Origin of the sequence: Methanothermococcus jasoni (assembly GCF_049075655.1) — an archaeon.
GTDB lineage: Archaea > AGJL01 > Methanococci > Methanococcales > Methanococcaceae > Methanofervidicoccus.
On the sequence record NZ_CP157522.1, the window covers coordinates 1,571,592 to 1,589,453 of the forward strand.

Annotated in this window: 18 protein-coding genes, 1 tRNA gene and 1 pseudogene; 8 read left to right on the top strand and 12 right to left on the bottom strand. The window is 33.7% G+C overall.

The annotated features are described in order from the left end of the window. Positions 1 to 66: 66 nt before the first annotated feature. Both Mjas_RS08215 and lysS read right to left on the bottom strand, forming a co-directional pair. Positions 67 to 852 (bottom strand): hypothetical protein, encoded by a 786-nt coding sequence (locus Mjas_RS08215; RefSeq protein ID WP_421077673.1) that lies wholly within the window; start codon positions 850 to 852, stop codon positions 67 to 69. A gap of 68 nt (positions 853 to 920) precedes the next feature. Next, positions 921 to 2,537 (bottom strand): lysine--tRNA ligase, encoded by a 1,617-nt coding sequence (gene lysS, locus Mjas_RS08220; protein WP_421077674.1) that lies wholly within the window; start codon positions 2,535 to 2,537, stop codon positions 921 to 923. Positions 2,538 to 2,795: 258 nt separating this feature from the next. On the opposite strand from lysS, the gene Mjas_RS08225 reads away from it, so the two are divergent. Both Mjas_RS08225 and Mjas_RS08230 read left to right on the top strand, forming a co-directional pair. Beyond that, entirely contained in the window at positions 2,796 to 3,212 is a 417-nt protein-coding gene (locus Mjas_RS08225) for an NUDIX domain-containing protein (RefSeq protein ID WP_421077675.1), read from the top strand. Positions 3,213 to 3,276: 64 nt separating this feature from the next. Beyond that, positions 3,277 to 3,594, top strand: coding sequence for a transcription factor S (locus tag Mjas_RS08230; protein WP_421077676.1), 318 nt, complete (start codon positions 3,277 to 3,279; stop codon positions 3,592 to 3,594). A 5-nt stretch (positions 3,595 to 3,599) separates the two neighbouring features. Here Mjas_RS08230 and Mjas_RS08235 read toward each other — a convergent pair whose 3' ends face one another. Then, positions 3,600 to 4,289: a DUF166 family protein gene (locus Mjas_RS08235; RefSeq protein ID WP_421077677.1), complete on the bottom strand. Its 690-nt coding sequence runs from the start codon at positions 4,287 to 4,289 to the stop codon at positions 3,600 to 3,602. Between the two features lie 69 nt (positions 4,290 to 4,358). Next, positions 4,359 to 4,431 (bottom strand) — tRNA-Gln (locus Mjas_RS08240). 346 nt (positions 4,432 to 4,777) lie between these two features. Here Mjas_RS08240 and mvp point away from each other — a divergent pair. Further along, positions 4,778 to 5,422: a hyperpolarization-activated voltage-gated potassium channel gene (gene mvp, locus Mjas_RS08245; RefSeq protein WP_421077678.1), complete on the top strand. Its 645-nt coding sequence runs from the start codon at positions 4,778 to 4,780 to the stop codon at positions 5,420 to 5,422. A 59-nt stretch (positions 5,423 to 5,481) separates the two neighbouring features. On the opposite strand, the gene Mjas_RS08250 is transcribed toward mvp, so the two are convergent. Next, positions 5,482 to 6,402, bottom strand: a complete 921-nt coding sequence (locus tag Mjas_RS08250) for a manganese-dependent inorganic pyrophosphatase (protein ID WP_421077679.1) — start codon at positions 6,400 to 6,402, stop codon at positions 5,482 to 5,484. Positions 6,403 to 6,718: 316 nt separating this feature from the next. On the opposite strand from Mjas_RS08250, the pseudogene Mjas_RS08255 reads away from it, so the two are divergent. The 4 genes and pseudogenes from Mjas_RS08255 to Mjas_RS08270 form a co-directional block, all read left to right on the top strand. After that, positions 6,719 to 6,967, top strand: a pseudogene (locus tag Mjas_RS08255) (ABC transporter ATP-binding protein); the annotation flags it as partial. Between the two features lie 100 nt (positions 6,968 to 7,067). After that, on the top strand, positions 7,068 to 7,985 hold the full coding sequence (locus Mjas_RS08260; protein ID WP_421078612.1) for a branched-chain amino acid ABC transporter permease: 918 nt from the start codon (positions 7,068 to 7,070) through the stop codon (positions 7,983 to 7,985). Beyond that, positions 7,970 to 9,004: a branched-chain amino acid ABC transporter permease gene (locus Mjas_RS08265; RefSeq protein ID WP_421077680.1), complete on the top strand. Its 1,035-nt coding sequence runs from the start codon at positions 7,970 to 7,972 to the stop codon at positions 9,002 to 9,004. Before Mjas_RS08260 ends, Mjas_RS08265 begins: the two co-directional genes overlap by 16 nt. A 22-nt stretch (positions 9,005 to 9,026) precedes the next feature. Beyond that, positions 9,027 to 9,458, top strand: a complete 432-nt coding sequence (locus Mjas_RS08270) for a DUF2666 domain-containing protein (protein ID WP_421077681.1) — start codon at positions 9,027 to 9,029, stop codon at positions 9,456 to 9,458. A gap of 85 nt (positions 9,459 to 9,543) precedes the next feature. Here Mjas_RS08270 and Mjas_RS08275 read toward each other — a convergent pair whose 3' ends face one another. The 6 genes from Mjas_RS08275 to Mjas_RS08300 all read right to left on the bottom strand — a co-directional run bounded on the left by Mjas_RS08275 (position 9,544) and on the right by Mjas_RS08300 (position 15,402). Then, complete coding sequence (locus tag Mjas_RS08275; protein ID WP_421077682.1) at positions 9,544 to 10,671, bottom strand: Coenzyme F420 hydrogenase/dehydrogenase, beta subunit C-terminal domain; 1,128 nt, start codon at positions 10,669 to 10,671, stop codon at positions 9,544 to 9,546. Between the two features lie 42 nt (positions 10,672 to 10,713). Continuing rightward, the gene (fdhF, locus tag Mjas_RS08280; RefSeq protein WP_421077683.1) at positions 10,714 to 12,747 is read right to left on the bottom strand and encodes a formate dehydrogenase subunit alpha; all 2,034 of its coding nucleotides are present in this window, start codon (positions 12,745 to 12,747) and stop codon (positions 10,714 to 10,716) included. 265 nt (positions 12,748 to 13,012) lie between these two features. Then, complete coding sequence (locus tag Mjas_RS08285) at positions 13,013 to 13,465, bottom strand: beta-class carbonic anhydrase (protein ID WP_421077684.1); 453 nt, start codon at positions 13,463 to 13,465, stop codon at positions 13,013 to 13,015. Between the two features lie 51 nt (positions 13,466 to 13,516). Continuing rightward, positions 13,517 to 14,071: a hypothetical protein gene (locus tag Mjas_RS08290; RefSeq protein ID WP_421077685.1), complete on the bottom strand. Its 555-nt coding sequence runs from the start codon at positions 14,069 to 14,071 to the stop codon at positions 13,517 to 13,519. Beyond that, the gene (locus Mjas_RS08295; protein WP_421077686.1) at positions 14,049 to 14,873 is read right to left on the bottom strand and encodes a formate/nitrite transporter family protein; all 825 of its coding nucleotides are present in this window, start codon (positions 14,871 to 14,873) and stop codon (positions 14,049 to 14,051) included. The genes Mjas_RS08290 and Mjas_RS08295 overlap by 23 nt, the downstream gene beginning before the upstream one ends. Positions 14,874 to 15,141: 268 nt before the next feature. Beyond that, entirely contained in the window at positions 15,142 to 15,402 is a 261-nt protein-coding gene (locus Mjas_RS08300) for a selenium-binding protein (protein ID WP_421077687.1), read from the bottom strand. Between the two features lie 1,173 nt (positions 15,403 to 16,575). Here Mjas_RS08300 and Mjas_RS08305 point away from each other — a divergent pair. Then, positions 16,576 to 16,716: a hypothetical protein gene (locus tag Mjas_RS08305; RefSeq protein ID WP_421077688.1), complete on the top strand. Its 141-nt coding sequence runs from the start codon at positions 16,576 to 16,578 to the stop codon at positions 16,714 to 16,716. Positions 16,717 to 16,876: 160 nt separating this feature from the next. Here the strand turns inward: Mjas_RS08305 and Mjas_RS08310 are convergent, their stop codons facing one another. Next, positions 16,877 to 17,845 carry a respiratory chain complex I subunit 1 family protein gene (locus Mjas_RS08310; protein ID WP_421078613.1) on the bottom strand — a complete coding sequence of 323 codons (969 nt, stop codon included), beginning with the start codon at positions 17,843 to 17,845 and terminating at the stop codon, positions 16,877 to 16,879. Positions 17,846 to 17,862: the final 17 nt, after the last annotated feature.

Consider the following 17,862-nt stretch of genomic DNA (forward strand, 5'->3'; position numbering starts at 1 on the left):
TATAGTTTTAATTTAATATTTTTTTATAAGTAATATATGTTTTGGTATTATGGGATGAAGTTCCGTTTAGTTGTTCATCAACGTTGCATGGGAGAGCTCGAAAACTGCACCGCCCAAATCATTTCCAATGTCCTGCAATTCTAAACCTTCTATTTCAATGTACTTATCCTCAATGGACATTACAACAGGCAAAAATTTATATGATATTTCTACGATATCGAAAGGTTTGCAGAACATTTCCACGGCTATTAATCCATAGAACTCCACATTTTTATATGGTCCTTCTTTTTCCAAGGGTTTTGTAATAACTTTATTTACTGCTATATCGTCCCCTAATGATAACAATATCTTTTTAATTACATCCTCTTCGGAGCTCCCATAACCTTCAAAAACAGCCTTTACCTTTATAAGTCCTTCTTCCTGTAATGCAAATATGTCATCTTCATCATAAATGCCATTTTTATACCCTTCAATATCGACATTCTCTTCTTCCTTTATATGGACATTGAACATGATGTTGTATTTTTCGCAGAATTTTTTAAAAAACTCAATTATATGAGCAATAGCTTCCCCAAATTCTTTTGAACTAATTTTTAATTTTGAAGGGCTAATAATATCTAAATCAGCACCATATTTCAGACAAAAATCAACATATTCTAAAAAAGAATTAAATACTATCTTCAATTCCCCGACTTTTGTATATAATCCCTCTCCATCATCTTCTTCATCTTCTATTGATAGTATTTCGGCGTTATATTTATTTTTTATATCATCCATTAGTTTTTCGAACTCCATATTTACAATATCCTTATTATTTCCTTTAATTTCTTGATAGGATATAATCTCTATCATATTTTTCACCTAAAAAATAGAAAATAAATTATTAATTAATATAGGGGCGGGGATAAATAATGAAAATATTATTTCAATAAAGAATATCGCCCAATTACAAACTCCTTATCAAGTGAAGATAGGAAACTTCCCAATTTAGGTCCGTATTTCTTGCCGAGAAGTATTTTATAGGATGCCAAAAATGCTTCTTTTGGATTCAATTCCATTTCCTTTGCACTGTTGTATATTAACTCATGTATGGATAAGGCATCGAATTCAACTTCTTTCAATTTCTCGCCAAATGCTTTTATCCATTCCTTCTGTTTTTCATTTAATTCATCATACATTTCCTTTGCTTTTTCTAAATCTATTATTTCCAGCACTTCACCGTAGTTCAAAGCCCAGTTTCTAGCCATGTATAACCTTGCCTTCAATCTCTCAAAATCACTTTCTTTCATTGAATCGATTGACTCATAGTTATTTCTTTTAAGGATTTCCAGCACCTTATCCATGTTAATTTCTTCTTTTTCAGCATCATAGGCTATCTGAGATACTATTACACAGAATCTATATGGTATTTGCAAAGGCAACTCATCAGGTATTTTTGGTGTTGAGAGCTCATACAATCTTATCTTATCCATTTCATTTTCATTCAATTCAATGCCTTCTTCTCTCTTTTTCATTAACTCGAAATATTTTCTTTCGAGCTCCTCATAATCATCTACAAGGTTAGGAATTGCCTTTAAATCAAAGTCGATATGTTTTGTAGGTTTGCTTCTCAACAGCAAAAACCTTAAAATCTCAGGGTGGCAGATTTTTACCCAGTCCTTAACTGCAAACACGACACCAGATGATGAAGACATTGGGACTGCCTTGTCCCCTATTTTCAACTGAATCCATTCGTAAATTATTTTTTCTGGTGCTTGATAGTTATATACTGCTCTGGCAATTTTAACTCCTGTATCATAAGAACCGCCGGATGTCCCGTGGTCTTTACCCATAGGCTCTGCTATTACATTGAATATGCTCCATCTTGCAGGCCAATCAACTCTCCAAGGGAGTTTTCCCCTACCTTTAAAGGGTTCTACTGTGTTTTTATAACCACAGGAGCATTCATAATCAACGGTTTTATTCTCACTATCGTAGTTAATTACCTTTGTTGTGCTTAATTTACCACATTTCTCACAAACTATGTTTAACGGATACCAGTCTTCTGGAAGGGGTTCTTTTCTGTATTTATTTAATATATCCCTTATTTTATCCCTATTTTCCAGAGCCAATACTATTGTTTCGTCATAAAGCCCATTTTTATAGTTTTCATCAGCTTTATAGACGGTTAAATCAATGCCTAAATCATCCAAACTATCTACAAATGGTTTTAGGAAATGGTCCGCATAACTTTCACAGCATCCCTCAGGGCATGGAATTTCACTTATAGGCATGCCAACATATTTTTCATACTCATCTGGTAAGAATGGATAAACCTTCCTAAGTGGGTCATAGGTGTCAGCAATGAATATGAGCTCCGCCTCAACACCATTGTTTAACAGTCCCTTATAAAGTGCATCTGCTGTGAGTGTTTCCCTTGCATTTCCTACATGTATGTGTCCTGATGGAGTAATACCACTTGCAACAAGGTATTTTTCAGGATTCTGTTTTTCTCTCTTTTTTATTATTTTTTTAGCCATTGCGTCAGCCCAATGCAAATAATCGCCTCCTATATTTATATTTCATATACTTTTAATTATAATTTATTTTATGGATAAATGTTATAATAACATATAATTTATTTTATTAAAATTTTTCATCGTAAATTATAAATATTATAAAAACTCTCTTAATTCAAAACTTGTTTAACATATCATGAGCTCACATCTCATGACAATGAGACATACTACAATAGCCTTTTTTAAGGTTGATTTAAATTATATCTTATAGTATATAAGATTATTTTTGATGATAATATGAAAGAATATAAATCACCATCCTTAACTGTTGATGGTATAATTCAAATTGATGATAAAATCCTATTAATAAAAAGAAAAAACCCGCCCTTTAAAGATTCATGGGCATTTCCGGGAGGGTTCGTAGAATATGGAGAAACTACTGAAAATGCAGTTATGAGGGAAATCTACGAAGAAACCAATTTAAAGACCAAAATAAAACATCTCCTTGGGGTGTATTCAGACCCCAATAGAGACCCAAGGGGTCATACCGTTTCTGTTGTTTATATTTTAGAACATATTGAAGGAGCTCCCAAGGGTTCCGATGATGCCAAGGAGGCAAAGTTATTTAAAATCGAAGAGGTCAAAGATTTAGATTTGGCATTTGACCACAAAAAGATATTTAATGACTATTTGAAGTATTTAAAAAAGAAATGAGGAAATATAATAAAAAAATAATAAATAAAAATAAAATTAAACTAAAAAATAAAAAGGTGATAATGTGGTAAAGTTTTGCCCTAAATGTAAAAATATAATGCTTCCAAAAGATGGAAAATTAGTATGCACAGTATGTAAATTTGAAGAAGATTTGGAACAAACAAATGAATCATATGAATTAAAGGAAAAAATAGAATCAAAGAAACAAGAAATTGTAGTAATCGAAGATGTAAATACATTACCAACTACAAGAATAGAATGTCCAGAATGTGGAAATATGGAAGCTTACTGGTGGTTACAACAAACAAGATGTGCGGATGAACCTGAAACAAGATTTTACAAATGTAAAAAGTGCGGACACACTTGGAGAGAATATGATTAAATCATTTATTTTTTAATAATATTAATTCCATTTACTAATATTTTACCGGCTCTGCTTTTTTTACCTTCTTTTTCAACAAAAACTCTTAATTTTCCAGCTCTGCAAAAATGCTGGACCCTTAAACCAATATCTATTAAGGTTTTTTCATTGAATTCTTTTCCAATAAATTCCTGCAATGTTTCGGAGCTCGAACCACATGGAGACTCCCTTATTACATCCATATCTTTAATTATATCATTATCCAAATAAATATTAACAATCGGTTTTCCAAAGTATTTTAAAAACTCTTTTAATTGCGGGTATTTATCCAACTTATCTTTTAAATCATGTTCATCTAAATTACACATTAAATCTGGACAAATTACATTTCCAAAACTTTCAAGTTGTTTTTTAAACCCTTCTCCTCTCCATGCCCCCACGATTACAAAGATTTTTTTGTTCAATTTTTCATTAATATTATGTATTTCATTTATGAGAGCGTATGTTAAATCTGGATTTATAATATATGTAATTATTACGTCATATTTTTTTAGCTCATTCAGCTGAGCTCTATCGATTTCAATATCTTCAAAATCCCCAGCATAATTTATCTTCAAAAAATCACAATTAAACTTTTTCCCAATGACTCCTGTGGCTCGGTCCCCATATTTTCCCTCTGAAATAATGGCAACATCCATATTTGCATTTATGTTCATAATTACACCGTGGCAAATTATATGTTAAGTATATTTGGATATATAAATGTATGTGTCTAAAATAAAAAGTAGCCCGGTGCGGATTCGAACCGCAGTCCCCAGGTCCAAAGCCTAGGATGATTGGCCACTACACCACCGGGCTAATTCCAATCCAATCAGAACAAACTCTAATAGGATAGTTCTCATATATATACTTTTCGGTAATTGGTATTTGTAAATGTATGAATATAGAATAAAGAAAAGATGGGTAATACCAAATATTTGGTTATAACTCACTATTATAAAAATATATCAATATTTATGTAGTTCCCCCATTTATCAGTATTATTTATTATAGTAATTACAATAATTGAAAACACCACTTAGTTTTTTATTAATTATTGTAGCATCCAGTATTTAAGCAAATAGAATAAAATAAAAAGCATGAAAAATAAAAAAATAAAATAATAAAAAATATTAATATATTTTTATATCTTTTCTGGGATATTATGGCAACACTACATAAAATTTATACCCCAAGAATACTCAACACAGTTGAAATAATTGGAATATTATGCACAATTGAAATTCTGATATCTTTTATATTATCCACCTATAACCCCCCATATGAATATATATTGATGGAGTTGGATTTTATATCTATTTCATTTCTTACTTTTGAGTTTTTTTATAAATTAATGGGGGCAAAAAATAAATTAAAATTTTTTAAAAATATATATAATATAATAGATGCCATTGTTGTTGGTGCTTTTGCTTTATATTTATTACAAATGACCTCGACTACCGCAGTTGTTAGTTTGAGGATAATTAATGCAGTTAGAATATTGATATTATTAAGAGTAATAAAATTCAAACATCTTAACCTAAGCCGTGAGTCTATTAACTTTATAACCATATTAATATTTAGTTTTATATTATCATGTTTTATATGGTTAGCTGAAAATGAGGTAAATCCAAAAATAAACAATTTTGCAGATGCATTTTACTTTACAGTAATATCTATAACCACCATTGGATATGGGGATATTACACCTCAAACCATGTGGGGAAAAATAATAATTGTTCTTGCAGTATTATATATTGTATCTGGACTAATAACAAGAGCTCAGAAAATATTTGAATACAACAAATAATAGAAAATAAAAAAATAAAAATAAAAAATAATAGTTAATTAAAAATTAAAAATAATTCATTAGTTCGTATAATATTTTTCCAAAGGAGGAACTACCTGTTTCTTTCTGGACATTACGCCCTCTAAAAATATGCTGTTATTATCCAATTTTACATTAAATGCCTTTTCAAATGCTTCTTTGTTTCCAACAACTAAAACTTCGCTTCCTTCTTTCATTATGTCGGTGATAAGGAACAATATTAAGTCATAGCCTTCTTTGAATTTTTCTTCAAGTGCGTTGTATATATCCTGTTTTTTTGCCTCAACTTCTGAAACATCTATTACTTCAACCTGTCCAATACCTATTTTTTTACCGTTAAATTCAAAGTCTTTGTAATCGATTGTTATTATTTCCTCAGGGCTCATTTTTCCTACTGTGGATTTTGCTTTAAGCATCTCCATACCATAAGCATAAATATCTCCTATACCTGCAATTTCTGCAAGTTTTTCTGCGAGCTCTCTATCTGTATCTGTTGTTGTAACGGATTTGAATAAAACTGTATCTGATAAGATAGCTGAAAGAAGCAATCCTGCTAAATCAGGTTTTAACTCCTTATTTTTTCCGCCAATGAACTCCATCATTCCCTTAAAGTATAATTCTGCTATTACTGTTGCCGTTGAACCTACTGGTTTTGCAATATACAATATTGGCTCTGAGGTGGTGATGCCGATTTTATGGTGGTCGATTATTCCAACAAGTTTTCCATTATCTAAATCATCCAAACTTTGGGATTTTTCAGAGTGGTCTACAAGTATGAGCTCCTTGTCCTTTGCAGATTTTATCAATTCTGGTTCCATAATTCCAAATCTTTTTAACACAAATTCAGTTTCTGGGTTCAAGTCTCCCAACCTTGCAGGAGCTCCGTCTAAAAAATGTGCCAAAACAATTGCTGAACATATACTATCAGTATCTGGGTTTCTGTGCCCTACAACATATATCATAGTATCCTCCTTTGCTTTTTTATTTGATTTTTTCTTTATTTTTTCTTTTTCTTTTTGAAATGATTATAATTATGATATTAATATTTTTCTAATGCTTAGGTCATGCAATTGGTTTTAAATGTTTCAAAGTATATCAAATGATATACTCATATAAACCAACTGCTTTATAAGTCTCATTGTTGGTTTCGTTGCCGTCCCCAACTCGACTTATGGGGTGAGACCCGCACCCTCCTACCCGCTACTGGATTCACGGTTCGCTTGTGTTAGCAAGCGACCTAAAACCTTCGGTTTTAAGTTTTCCTCGCTACTCGACGAAAATGAACCTACGGCACAACTCTCCCCTAAACTTGCAGATGTAATATTTGATAAAATAGTAGAATTACGGGATGATTATGATATCACCCCCCTATTAGTTGAACAGAACGCAAAAAAGGCACTTGAAATAAGCGATAATGGATATATGTTTGTTAGTGGCAGAGTGGCATACGGAGGTTCTGCAAAATCACTTCTTGAACATGAAAAATTCCAGAGTTATTTCTTGGGAATTGTTAATGAAGATGTATAAATCATGTAAGAACTATAATTTAAATATATTTTAATGTATTAATGTATTAGGCACATGTTTGACATAAATGATAACAATATAATATTACGGTGATATCATGATGGGTGTTATTGAGGGAACCATTGTATGGTCCAATATTATGGTGTTGCTTGCCCTCGGTTTAACTTTAACATATATCACAACAGCAGTCCCAAATTTTGCTCAGGCATCTTTTGCTGTTGTGGGTTCCTATATTGCATTGACATTGTTAAGGTTGGTTGGTCTTGACCCCTATCTTTCCCTACCCTTGACATTTATTATTGGAGGGGTTGTTGGATTATCTACCTACTATATAGCATTAAAACCTCTTGTAAAAAGAAAGGCTTCAATTGAAATGCTTATGATAGCCACACTTGCATGGGATTTAATACTTCTTGGAGTGGTGGGGGCATACGCTGAAACATTGAGCACTATTACAAAAAAAACAGAGACACTTTTTGTATTCACAAATATTGATTTTGAATTCTACGGCATACATGGTAGGTTGATAATGTCAACCCTTGTCGTGTTATTAACATTGGTCGGATTGTATTTACTATTATATAGAACGAAATTCGGTATAGCATTAAGGGCATCTATGGAAAATCCATCCCTTGCCGAAGCTATGGGGATAAATGTTGAAAATACGAGGTTGTTTTCTTGGTTTTTATCGGGAGCTCTGGCATGTATGGCAGGGTCATTGTTGCCATATTTGCAGGAAATTGTTCCACAAACAGGGTATTTTCTTATAGTGTCAATATTTGCCGCAAGTATTGTTGGGGGACTGCACCATATAGCAGGAGCTCTGATTGGTGGGTATATTATTGGAATATCTGAATCCCTATTTACCTATGGACTGTCAAGTATATTTGGCCCGGAGGTTTTGGTGTATAATAAGTTAATATCTTTGGCTATAATGATAATAGTGATATTATGTATTCCTAATGGGATAACGGGAACTAATCTATGGAGGAGGTTGGAAAAATGGTTGAACTTATAAGTTTAATTTTATTTTTCTTTGGATTGTATATGATAGTCTCACTGAGTCTAAATTTAGAATTTGGATACGGTGGAATACCAAACTTTGGGAGAGCTCTCTCTGTATTGGCAGGAGCAGTAGTAGTTGGAGGTATATTAAATAGGATATTTATATGGTATTTTGGAATTACGGGGGATTTCATCACCGCAAGCAGTATAGCAAGTTATAATTTAACAGAATTAATAGCTCAAAATCCACTTGTGGGGTTGGGCGTATTTCTACTGGCAGTAGTCATTGCCATGATTGTGGGATTGATAATAGGAGCTCTGTCAATTCTCCCAAGTGCAAAACTTAAAGGGGATTATTTGGGAGTTACCCTTCTGGCAATAAGTGAAGTGGCATTTTTTGTTAGCTACTACAACACAGACATTGTAGGAGGATACTACGGTGTATCGGCACCAGATGTGTTGGCATTTGTTCCGGGAGAATATAAATTATATGCCTACTCCATATTGGCAATAACTATTGGAGCCATTGTATATTTATTCACAAATAGGTTATTAAACAGCCCTTATGGAAGAATTTTAAGGGCTCACAGGGAGAATGAAGATATTGTAAAGGCATTCGGTAGAGATATAATGAAGTTGAGGATAAAAACAGTTGCATTAGGTTCAGCCCTTGCAAGTATTGCAGGTGTTCTTTACACATTTTACTCATCAAATGTTACGGCTAATGCCTTTACACGAGTAGAATGGACATTTTATCCATTTTTAATAATACTGCTTGGGGGTAAGGGAAACAACAAAGGTGTAGTATTGGGAGCTCTCATATTTGTGCTTGTTAGAATGTTGCTTGAATACTATAAATTTGATATTAAAAACTTACTGCACCTACCATTTGAGGCGGTTTGGCTTCAATATATATTCTTTGGAGTCTTGGCACTAATTGTGCTTTATTACAGGCCGGAAGGTATTTTAAAGGAAAAACCTATATTTACACCACCGATAAAATCTGCAATTAAGAAAATGAATAACGACTAAAATACATCAATAGGTGAGATTTATGGAAAAAAGAGAAACTGGCGAAAAAATACAATTTAGGGCAAAAAAAGGAAAATGGTTTGTTGTTAAAAAAATGGATATTGATGAAAATACTGAGGACATAGAAGTTGCAAGGCTTTTAAACTCCATTGATGAAACCATTAATAAGAAGATAATAGAGTTCCTTCCATTTGATGTGAAGAAACTTGAAGAAATAGCTGATGAAATATATCAAAAGAAAAAGGGCAGGGTTAAAGAAGAGGATATAGCAAACGCACTTGCAAAATTAAAATCTCCTTCAACAACAAGAAAATTGAACAGCATAACAGAATTAAAGGAAGGTAAAGAGATATTGAAAATAATATTAAATAATATCATATTGGAAAGATTGGGCATAAAAACAAGATTGGATACGAAATTAATAGATAAATATATGGAAAAAGCAAATGATTAAAAAAATAAATTATTATTATTATTATTATTATTATTATTTATTGATTTTTTATATTATTATTTTATTTTTTATTAATTTATATCATTTATTGGAATAAAAACGGCATGCTGTCATCCACACCTGGAACAAAGTTTGTTGTTTTTCTTATTTTTAATTGAGTTCTATGATAAATATACGCCACTGGAATCTCCATTGGACATACGTCTTCACACTGACCGCAGTTTATACAGCTGAAACTCATGTGGGACAGTCTGATGCCTTGGAACATTACCGGGTCAGGTGGAATCTCTCCTTTATCCATGTAATCTTCATTTAAAGCACACTCCCTACAAAAGCATATTGGGCAGGCATCCCTGCAACCGTAGCATTTTATGCACCTGTTCCAATACTCCTTCCATTTTTCAATGGAAGGGTATTTCTCTTCAAGCTGTTCCTTTTGAGCAGATTTAGCAAGGTTAATCATAATTTTTTCAATCTTTTCCCTAATCTTAATGCCCTTTTCAGAAGGGGTTTTGACCTTAATATATCCTTCTTTTTCAGCATTTTCAATTAACTCCCTTCCTTTTTCTGAACACACTTCAACAAAAGTCCATCCATCTTCTGCTCCCCAGTTTCCACAGGCAATATCTGCATTTCTTGGAATCTTTAATTCACATCTCTGGCAGTTTTTTCTCCTTCCAAATCCTTTCTCTTCTAAATCGTGTATTTTAATAGCTTTATGGGTCCCATCCTTTAATTCTATTATGAATTTACCACTATCTATCTCTTCCTTGACAACATCCTCAGGATTTACGCCGTAAAACATCTCTATCATTTTCATGGCAGTAATTGGTGGAATTGTTCCACCGCAGTTTAAACCTATTGTGTAGATATTATCCTTATCTATCTGGTGTCTTTTTTGGAGCTCCTTTATAGCCATGGCATCACATGGCTTTACAGCTACGGCTAATTTTAAATCATTTAAATATTTGCTTATAATATTTCCAAAGTTTGTTGGAGCACAATGTAGAGAACCACATGTTTGGATGAGCTCCTCTGAGCTTTTTACAAGGGTGGGTATTCCATCATAAACATCTTCTCCCTTTTTTAGGGCTAAAACTCCATCCACAAGTTCTTTATCTAACAGATATTTGAATAATGCAGACACTGCCCCACCACATTCAGCATGTTTTAATATGTTCTCATCTGTTGATTGGATTAAAAGGTATTTCATGGTCATCACCATTTAAATATATAAAAAATAAAAAATTCACGATTATTGCTTATCAATTCTAACTGCACACACCTTGAATTCAGGTATCTTACAGTTGGGGTCCAGTGCAGTGTTTGTTAATATGTTTGCAGCACATTCTGCAAAGTGGAACGGCATAAACACCACACCTTTTTTAATATTTTTAGTGATTTTTGCCTTAACTTTTACCTCTCCTCTTCTCGATGAAACCCTGACTAGCTCTTTATCTTTAATATTTAATTTTTTGGCATCTTCGGGGTGTATTTCTACGAATCCCTCATTTATCTCCGATGTAATATGCTTACATTTTCTCGTCATTGTTCCTGTGTGGTAGTGGAATATGAGTCTTCCAGTGGTTAAAATCATAGGATATTCCTCATCTGGAAGCTCTGCGGCTTCTCCATATTCAACGGCAAATAATTTACCTAATCCATCTAGCGTAAGGAATTTCTCAGTATGTAAAATTGGCGTTCCTTTGCTATCCTCTGTCTTACATGGCCAATGTATGCCATCTACTCCCAATCTTTTGTAGGTAATGCCCGCATACTGTGGTGTGGCTTTTCTAATCTCATTAAATATTTCCTCAGGGGAAGTATAATTAAACATATCGCCATATCCCATTTTTTCAGCAAGTTTTTTAATTATAATCCAATCATCAAGGGCTTCTTCCGGTGGATTGACAGCTTTTCTTATCCTCTGAACCCTTCTTTCAGAGTTTGTAAATGTTCCATCCTTTTCAGCCCAGCATGCAGAAGGCAGAACAACATCTGCCAGTTGAGCTGTTTCAGTTAGGAATATATCTTGAACAATAAGGAAATCAAGGGATTTTAATGCATGCTCAACATGGTTTATATCGGGGTCAGAAACCATTGGATTTTCCCCCATTATATACAGGCATTTTAATTCATCTCCACATTTTTCAATCATTTCTGGAATAGTTAGCCCTACATTGTGGTTTAGTTCGGTATTCCAAAGTTCTTCAAATTTCTTATATACCTCAGGGTCATTTACCTTTTGATAACCTGGATATACATTTGGTAGAGCTCCCATATCACAGGCTCCCTGAACATTGTTCTGCCCCCTCAATGGATTGACTCCCGTTCCTCTTTTTCCAAGATTTCCAGTTATCATTGCCAAATTACAGCAGCATTTAACATTATCTACACCATGTATGAACTGAGTCACGCCCATACAGTATAATATCGATGACTTTTCAGAAGTTGCATATAGTTTTGCCGCTTCCTCTATGAGCTCAGGTGAAACCCCACAAATCTTTGAAACATATTCAGGGGTGTATTTTTCCACAGTCTTTTTTAACTCCTCAAATCCTTTTGTTCTGTTTTTTATGAATTCCTCATCGATTAAATTATTATTTATTATAACATTTATCAAACCATTTACTATGGCAGCATTTGTTCCGGGAGTTATTTGGAGAAATACATCAGCCTGACTGGCAGTCATTGTTTTTCTAGGGTCAATAACTATAACCTTAGTTCCCTTTTCTTTTGCTCTAACTACCCTTCTTGCAATTATTGGATGCTGTTCAAATGTGTTTGAACCTATAATAAGTATGCAATTTGCTTCTTCAATATCTTCAATTGAGTTTGTCATGGCACCAGACCCAAAAGCTTCCCCAAGACCTGCAACAGTTGCAGAGTGTCAAATTCTCGCACAATGGTCTATATTATTCGTTTTTATTACTGCTCTCGCAAATTTTTGGAATACGTAGTTATCCTCGTTCGTGCATCTTGCCGATGAGAAAAAGCCCACTTCATCGGGAGTATATTCCTTTAATTTACTTGCAATTAAATCCAAAGCCTCTTCCCAGCTGGATTCAACAAATTTACCATCTTTTTTAATTAATGGCTTTTTTAGCCTCTCATCACTATGAACAAATTCATAACAGTAATTCCCTTTAATACATACCTTTCCTTCATTTACTGGATGTCTTTTAAACGGATGGGTTCCTACAATTTTATCATCTTTTACGATTAAATCCACTCCGCATCCGCATCCGCAGTATGGACATACCGTATGGACCATTTTAAATTCGGTCATTATATCCACCTTTCTTTTAATTATTAGGTTATTAATTTATTATCATATTTGGGAAACTTTTGGTTTTTTCTCGGTTATCTACTCCGCAAGGGTTCGTAGATAACGGGGTGCCTATATTATAAAAATTATTATTAAAATCAAAATAATGATAAAATAAAATATTATGTTGAGTAATATATGCAATATATTTAAAGTATTTGGATGGTGACTCTATGGGCATGTGTCGGCAAATGCTTCATCCACAGATTTTAGAGGTACTGCATATTTAACATAGTCGTGTCAGTTCTCCTGTTTCAACATCTATAATATATCCCCTAACATCCACATCATTTGGAATTGCAGGATGATTTTTTATCAATTCTGCTCCTTTAATTATATTATCTTCTTCAGAATCAATTTTACCTAGCCACTGTTCTAAATTCGGGGTGAAATATGGATTTGCCCCTCTTTCAACCATTTTCTTTTTAATGTCTTCAACATCCACGGATTTCATGCCACAGTCTGTATGTCCAACAACCATGATTTTATTCACATCAAGCAGATATATAGCAACCACAAGAGATCTTAATGTATCTTCCGTTATAATATTTCCAGCATTTTTAATGACCTTGGCATCCCCTCTGTCTATTCCAAGTTTTTCAGAGAGGAAGTTGACCAATCTAGTGTCCATGCAACTGACGATTGCAAGTTTTTTCTTAGGCTTTGCATCATCACCCAAAATATGACCTCCTTAAACCACATTATTCAAAATTGTTTATTGTAAACTGTATTATTTATTACACTGGTATACTTTATTAACCCCAATTCCAAAAATTTTTGGTTTCCACAGTTTTGGTATTCCCATGAATCCAAAATATTTATAATGCTTTGTTATAATCCCATACAGCTCTATTTTATCTCCTTTTTTTACCTCATCAGGCAAAGGGACAAGGAGAAGTGATAGTATTTCTCCCGTTTCATCCTTGATTTTAACCGTGGGTTTGGGGGAAACGCCATATATTATTTTTTCCACAGTTCCTATAACCTTAACTTGATGATTTAACATGTCCTTTGTAATATCCTTTATTTTGGTTGTGGATAAGTCTCTTTCATAATCTGGGAGTAGTTGTTGGGAAAGGTCGTTATTCATTTTTGAAATTTTCAAAGGAATGAGTGTCAGCGCTATAATAAATGGTATTGCACACAACAACACCCAAATATTTTTGGAAATTATTGTGGCCCATATTGTTATTGCAGACCAGACTATCAGGGATAATGTGGCAGAAGGCATTGTTTTTGCATGCTTTAAAGCATTGTTTAGATTAAATCTTTTTACCATATGCATAGTAATACACCATTGCTACAAATATTACTGCCCCAATAATGTTTCCTATTGTGGCAGGTAACTCGTTCCATAACCACCATCCCGAAAGAGATACATTTGCGCCAAGCATCATTCCAGCAGGGATGAAATACATGTTTGCCACGCTGTGCTCAAATCCAGATGCTACGAACGCCATTATTGGGAACCATATCATAAGGAATTTACCAAATACACTTGTTGCAGTTAAAGAACCCATAACTGCGAGATTAACGAGCCAATTACATCCAATACCTTTTACAAGACAGGAGAGCCATCCCAACGCCCCTCCCGCCATGTATGGAAGGACTTTTGCTTCGGCTATTTTAATTGCAGTCTGACCAAATGAATTGACTGCCCATTCGCCAGTTGTAGTATTAAATGACCTGAGCGGACCATATATCATTATTGCAACATATATCAGAGAACCAATAAGATTTCCAACATATACCCAGAACCAGACCTTTAAAAGCTGGGAAAATGACGCCTTTTTTTGAAATATTGCCACAGGTAGTAGCATCATATCCCCAGTAACAAGTTCCATACCAGTTAATATGATTAATATAAGCCCAACAGGGAACACTGCTGCACCTATAAGCTTTGCAATTCCCAATCCAAGGTATTGGGATACTCCGGTGGAACATATTGTGCAAAGTCCGGCACCCATGGCAATATATGCTCCTCCCATGATTCCCCTTAACAAGAGCTGATTGGCCCCTAACTTCCCTTTATATCCCCCTACATTTCCTGCCAACTCAATTGCCTTATCAGGCGGGTTAAAATCCATAGTATTACCTCCTTTCCAATTTTTGTTTATTGTGGTCTTGTGGGGTGCTAACCACATATATGAAATTTATTTATTATATAATTTTCGATTTAAATCATTTCAAAAAGTATAAATAACAGTTATTTTTTAAAAATATGCAATTTAAAAGCATTAAATAATATTAAAAAAGAAATTAAAATTGATTACATCCAACAAAATAAAACTATGCGATATATAACTTGAAATAACTGCAAAAACAACAAAAATTAAAAATAATTAAAATATTTTATTAATAAACAGCCCACTGGCCTTCAATATCTTTGACCGCAGTGCCATATCCCATCAACTTTATGGTATTTCCGTCGTGTGCTACAACAGTTTTAAACCCTATTATGGCAATAGCTTCCATAGACTTTGCTTTTTCTTCCATTAATTCCAACAATTTATCCATATCATAGCCCTCTACAACCTCTGAGACTATTCCTAAATAATAAAGTTCTACCCCTGGAATCTCATTTGTGGTTGTTATCAGGAATGAATCCAATTTCATAAGGACACCTCTGCTTGTGAATATGGCACCCCACAAATCCACATAATTATATTATTTTTCCTGTATATATATTTTTTGATTCTATTCAGTTTTTATAACCGGACCAATCCTTTCGACACCTTCCTTCCAATAACAAATAGATTTGGAATGTCAAATTGACCGTAAATCTCCCAAAAATACCTATAAAAGAATTTCCTTTGATTTAACGCCGAATTATCTGTAATTCAGGATATTTATCTCTATTTTTATCCACTGTGTAATTCAGATACTTGCTCATTGATATAATATTACCAACCAATATCTTTTCAAGTTTCTCTTTTTTCCAATATTATCTAAATATAAATCCATTTCAACTGTGATTATGGAGCTCATCACATTTATATTTGTTTAAAAAATATCATCTTAACTGTGGAATTTGGGATTTTTTAATTTGTTAAAATAGCAATTGTTTAGGTTTAAAAACTCTCCCTTTTCAATTTCACGATTCCTTTGGCAGGAAGCCAACGATTAAACAAAATCACAAAGTGATTTTGTAGCTCTCCGCTTCGCTCCGACTCCGCAACGAAGTTGCGACCTAAAACCTTCGGTTTTAAGTTTTCCTCACTTTCGTTCGGAAATGCTATAAAAATCCGAAGGATTTTATTCAATTAGCCGTTGGAGGAATGCCGAAAAATTTATATGTTGTATAAACTATAAATTGTAATAAGCCCTAAGGCACGAAGCTCGGTAGAGTGGATACGGTTGGAAGGGCTTTATTGGTAAATAATACAGGGCTGTCCGTCAGCCAGCCTAATGTCCTCCGCCCTTATTATTGAGGGAGTTGGATTAAATAAAATCCCTACGGGATTTTATAGCATCAAAATCTTTGATTTTGAAGTTAAAATTGCGGAGCAATTTTATACTCTCCGCTTCGCTACAAAGGGCAAGCCAACGACTTTAGTCGTTGGTAGCTGACCATAGCTATTTAACAATTCCTCGGTCTTTGAAATGAGAGCTCCGCCGTTTAAAACTGTTTAGTTTTTTGTGAGTATTTGTGAGTGTATGGGAGCATTTAGTTTTCGAAATGTTTATATAGTGTTTTCATGCATAGTTTATAGTGTCAATCTAATCAACCCCAAGACTTTCCTAAACCTCTTTTAAACATGTTAAAACATCCAACAAATTGTCGAATTGATGGGTGGAGCCGGGGTCCCCACGACAGGGGAGGAGACCGATGACATGCTCCCAATGAACCCAGAGGGATATGAGGTTGATGACGCCCAAGTCCAATGTGAGCATTTACTCACCAACGCTTACATTGGACAGACCCCATAAATATATCTACTAATGAGTATCCTTTATCATTAATTAATCTAACTATATATATATATTTATAATTCCTTTTTCTGTTAATTATAAAAAAATGTTTGAAAGACCCACACCCATTAAAACAAGGAGAAAATAAAAAACATAAATCTATTATTTCTATTTTTAATTATATACTCAGTAATGCAAAAATAACTCCCACAAAAGCTATTATCGTTGTACATAGTGAAATAGGATATACCTGCCTAAATGTTAAAACTGGAGTATATGCACTCACAACTGAGCTCAGTATAGGAAACAGGAAAGCCACTGCAAAGTTTTCAACAATTGTTATTGGATTATTTACATCTGGTGCAATACCAAGATAAAGTGTTGCAAATAAACTTCCAAGTGTTATCATTAGGAGCTCCTTTACTGACAAATATATAGCCCTGTATCTTCCAGAGTATTCCATAGTTGGACCTTCAATAACATCCGCCTTGGTGTGCATAATTGAGAACGGATAATCGTTTGTTAATATTATATATCCTATAAAGTATGCTATTGCTCCAAAAATTCCCCCAAGAGTAAATAAAAAATTGTTTCCAACGAGATTGGCTAAATATATACTTTTGTGAGGTATGAACGGTATAAGGGTAGCAACATAAAATGGAAATGAGCCTATTGTAATCATTTTAAAAGCCCTGACTGCCCCCAACTGTTCGAGAGATATTTTTAGTGTGTTTAAAAAATTACTTCCCTTACATTCATCAACATACGGCATTCTAACTCCCATGACTGAGCTCGCAAGAGAACCCATAATTACATAAGCCATTTCCTCCACTTTTAAAAGCCCAGCTATAAATATTAAATTAGAAATTACGGCAATTTTAGTAATTGATGTAGATGCAAGAATCAGCCAAATTGCCACAAAACTCACAATAGGGAGAGTTTTATATAATCTTGGCATAATGCTGTATGGCTCTTCTGTTTTTTTTGCTAAAAACTTAAATAATGCCCAAAGTCCTGGCGTTAATATTGAAGGTCCTGTCCTTTGCTGAATTCTTGCCTGGATTTTCCTCTGAATTCCGGGAATCCATGTGGATACCGCAAATGCTATCAGTGGAATGCCCAGTATTGAGAGTATCTCTTCAATCATTGCATACATAAAAATAC

Bases quoted from the DNA above. Each gene is read 5' to 3' on its own strand.
- mvp (WP_421077678.1), top strand. From the start codon at position 4,778: ATGGCAACACTACATAAAATTTATACCCCAAGAATACTCAACACAGTT.
- Mjas_RS08305 (WP_421077688.1), top strand. From the start codon at position 16,576: ATGGGTGGAGCCGGGGTCCCCACGACAGGGGAGGAGACCGATGACATG.
- Mjas_RS08295 (WP_421077686.1), bottom strand. From the start codon at position 14,873: ATGGATTTTAACCCGCCTGATAAGGCAATTGAGTTGGCAGGAAATGTA.
- Mjas_RS08300 (WP_421077687.1), bottom strand. From the start codon at position 15,402: ATGAAATTGGATTCATTCCTGATAACAACCACAAATGAGATTCCAGGG.
- Mjas_RS08275 (WP_421077682.1), bottom strand. From the start codon at position 10,671: ATGAAATACCTTTTAATCCAATCAACAGATGAGAACATATTAAAACAT.
- Mjas_RS08215 (WP_421077673.1), bottom strand. From the start codon at position 852: ATGATAGAGATTATATCCTATCAAGAAATTAAAGGAAATAATAAGGAT.
- Mjas_RS08260 (WP_421078612.1), top strand. From the start codon at position 7,068: ATGGGTGTTATTGAGGGAACCATTGTATGGTCCAATATTATGGTGTTG.
- Mjas_RS08265 (WP_421077680.1), top strand. From the start codon at position 7,970: ATGGTTGAACTTATAAGTTTAATTTTATTTTTCTTTGGATTGTATATG.
- Mjas_RS08225 (WP_421077675.1), top strand. From the start codon at position 2,796: ATGAAAGAATATAAATCACCATCCTTAACTGTTGATGGTATAATTCAA.
- Mjas_RS08250 (WP_421077679.1), bottom strand. From the start codon at position 6,402: ATGATATATGTTGTAGGGCACAGAAACCCAGATACTGATAGTATATGT.
- Mjas_RS08310 (WP_421078613.1), bottom strand. From the start codon at position 17,845: ATGATTGAAGAGATACTCTCAATACTGGGCATTCCACTGATAGCATTT.
- Mjas_RS08290 (WP_421077685.1), bottom strand. From the start codon at position 14,071: ATGCATATGGTAAAAAGATTTAATCTAAACAATGCTTTAAAGCATGCA.
- Mjas_RS08235 (WP_421077677.1), bottom strand. From the start codon at position 4,289: ATGAACATAAATGCAAATATGGATGTTGCCATTATTTCAGAGGGAAAA.
- Mjas_RS08270 (WP_421077681.1), top strand. From the start codon at position 9,027: ATGGAAAAAAGAGAAACTGGCGAAAAAATACAATTTAGGGCAAAAAAA.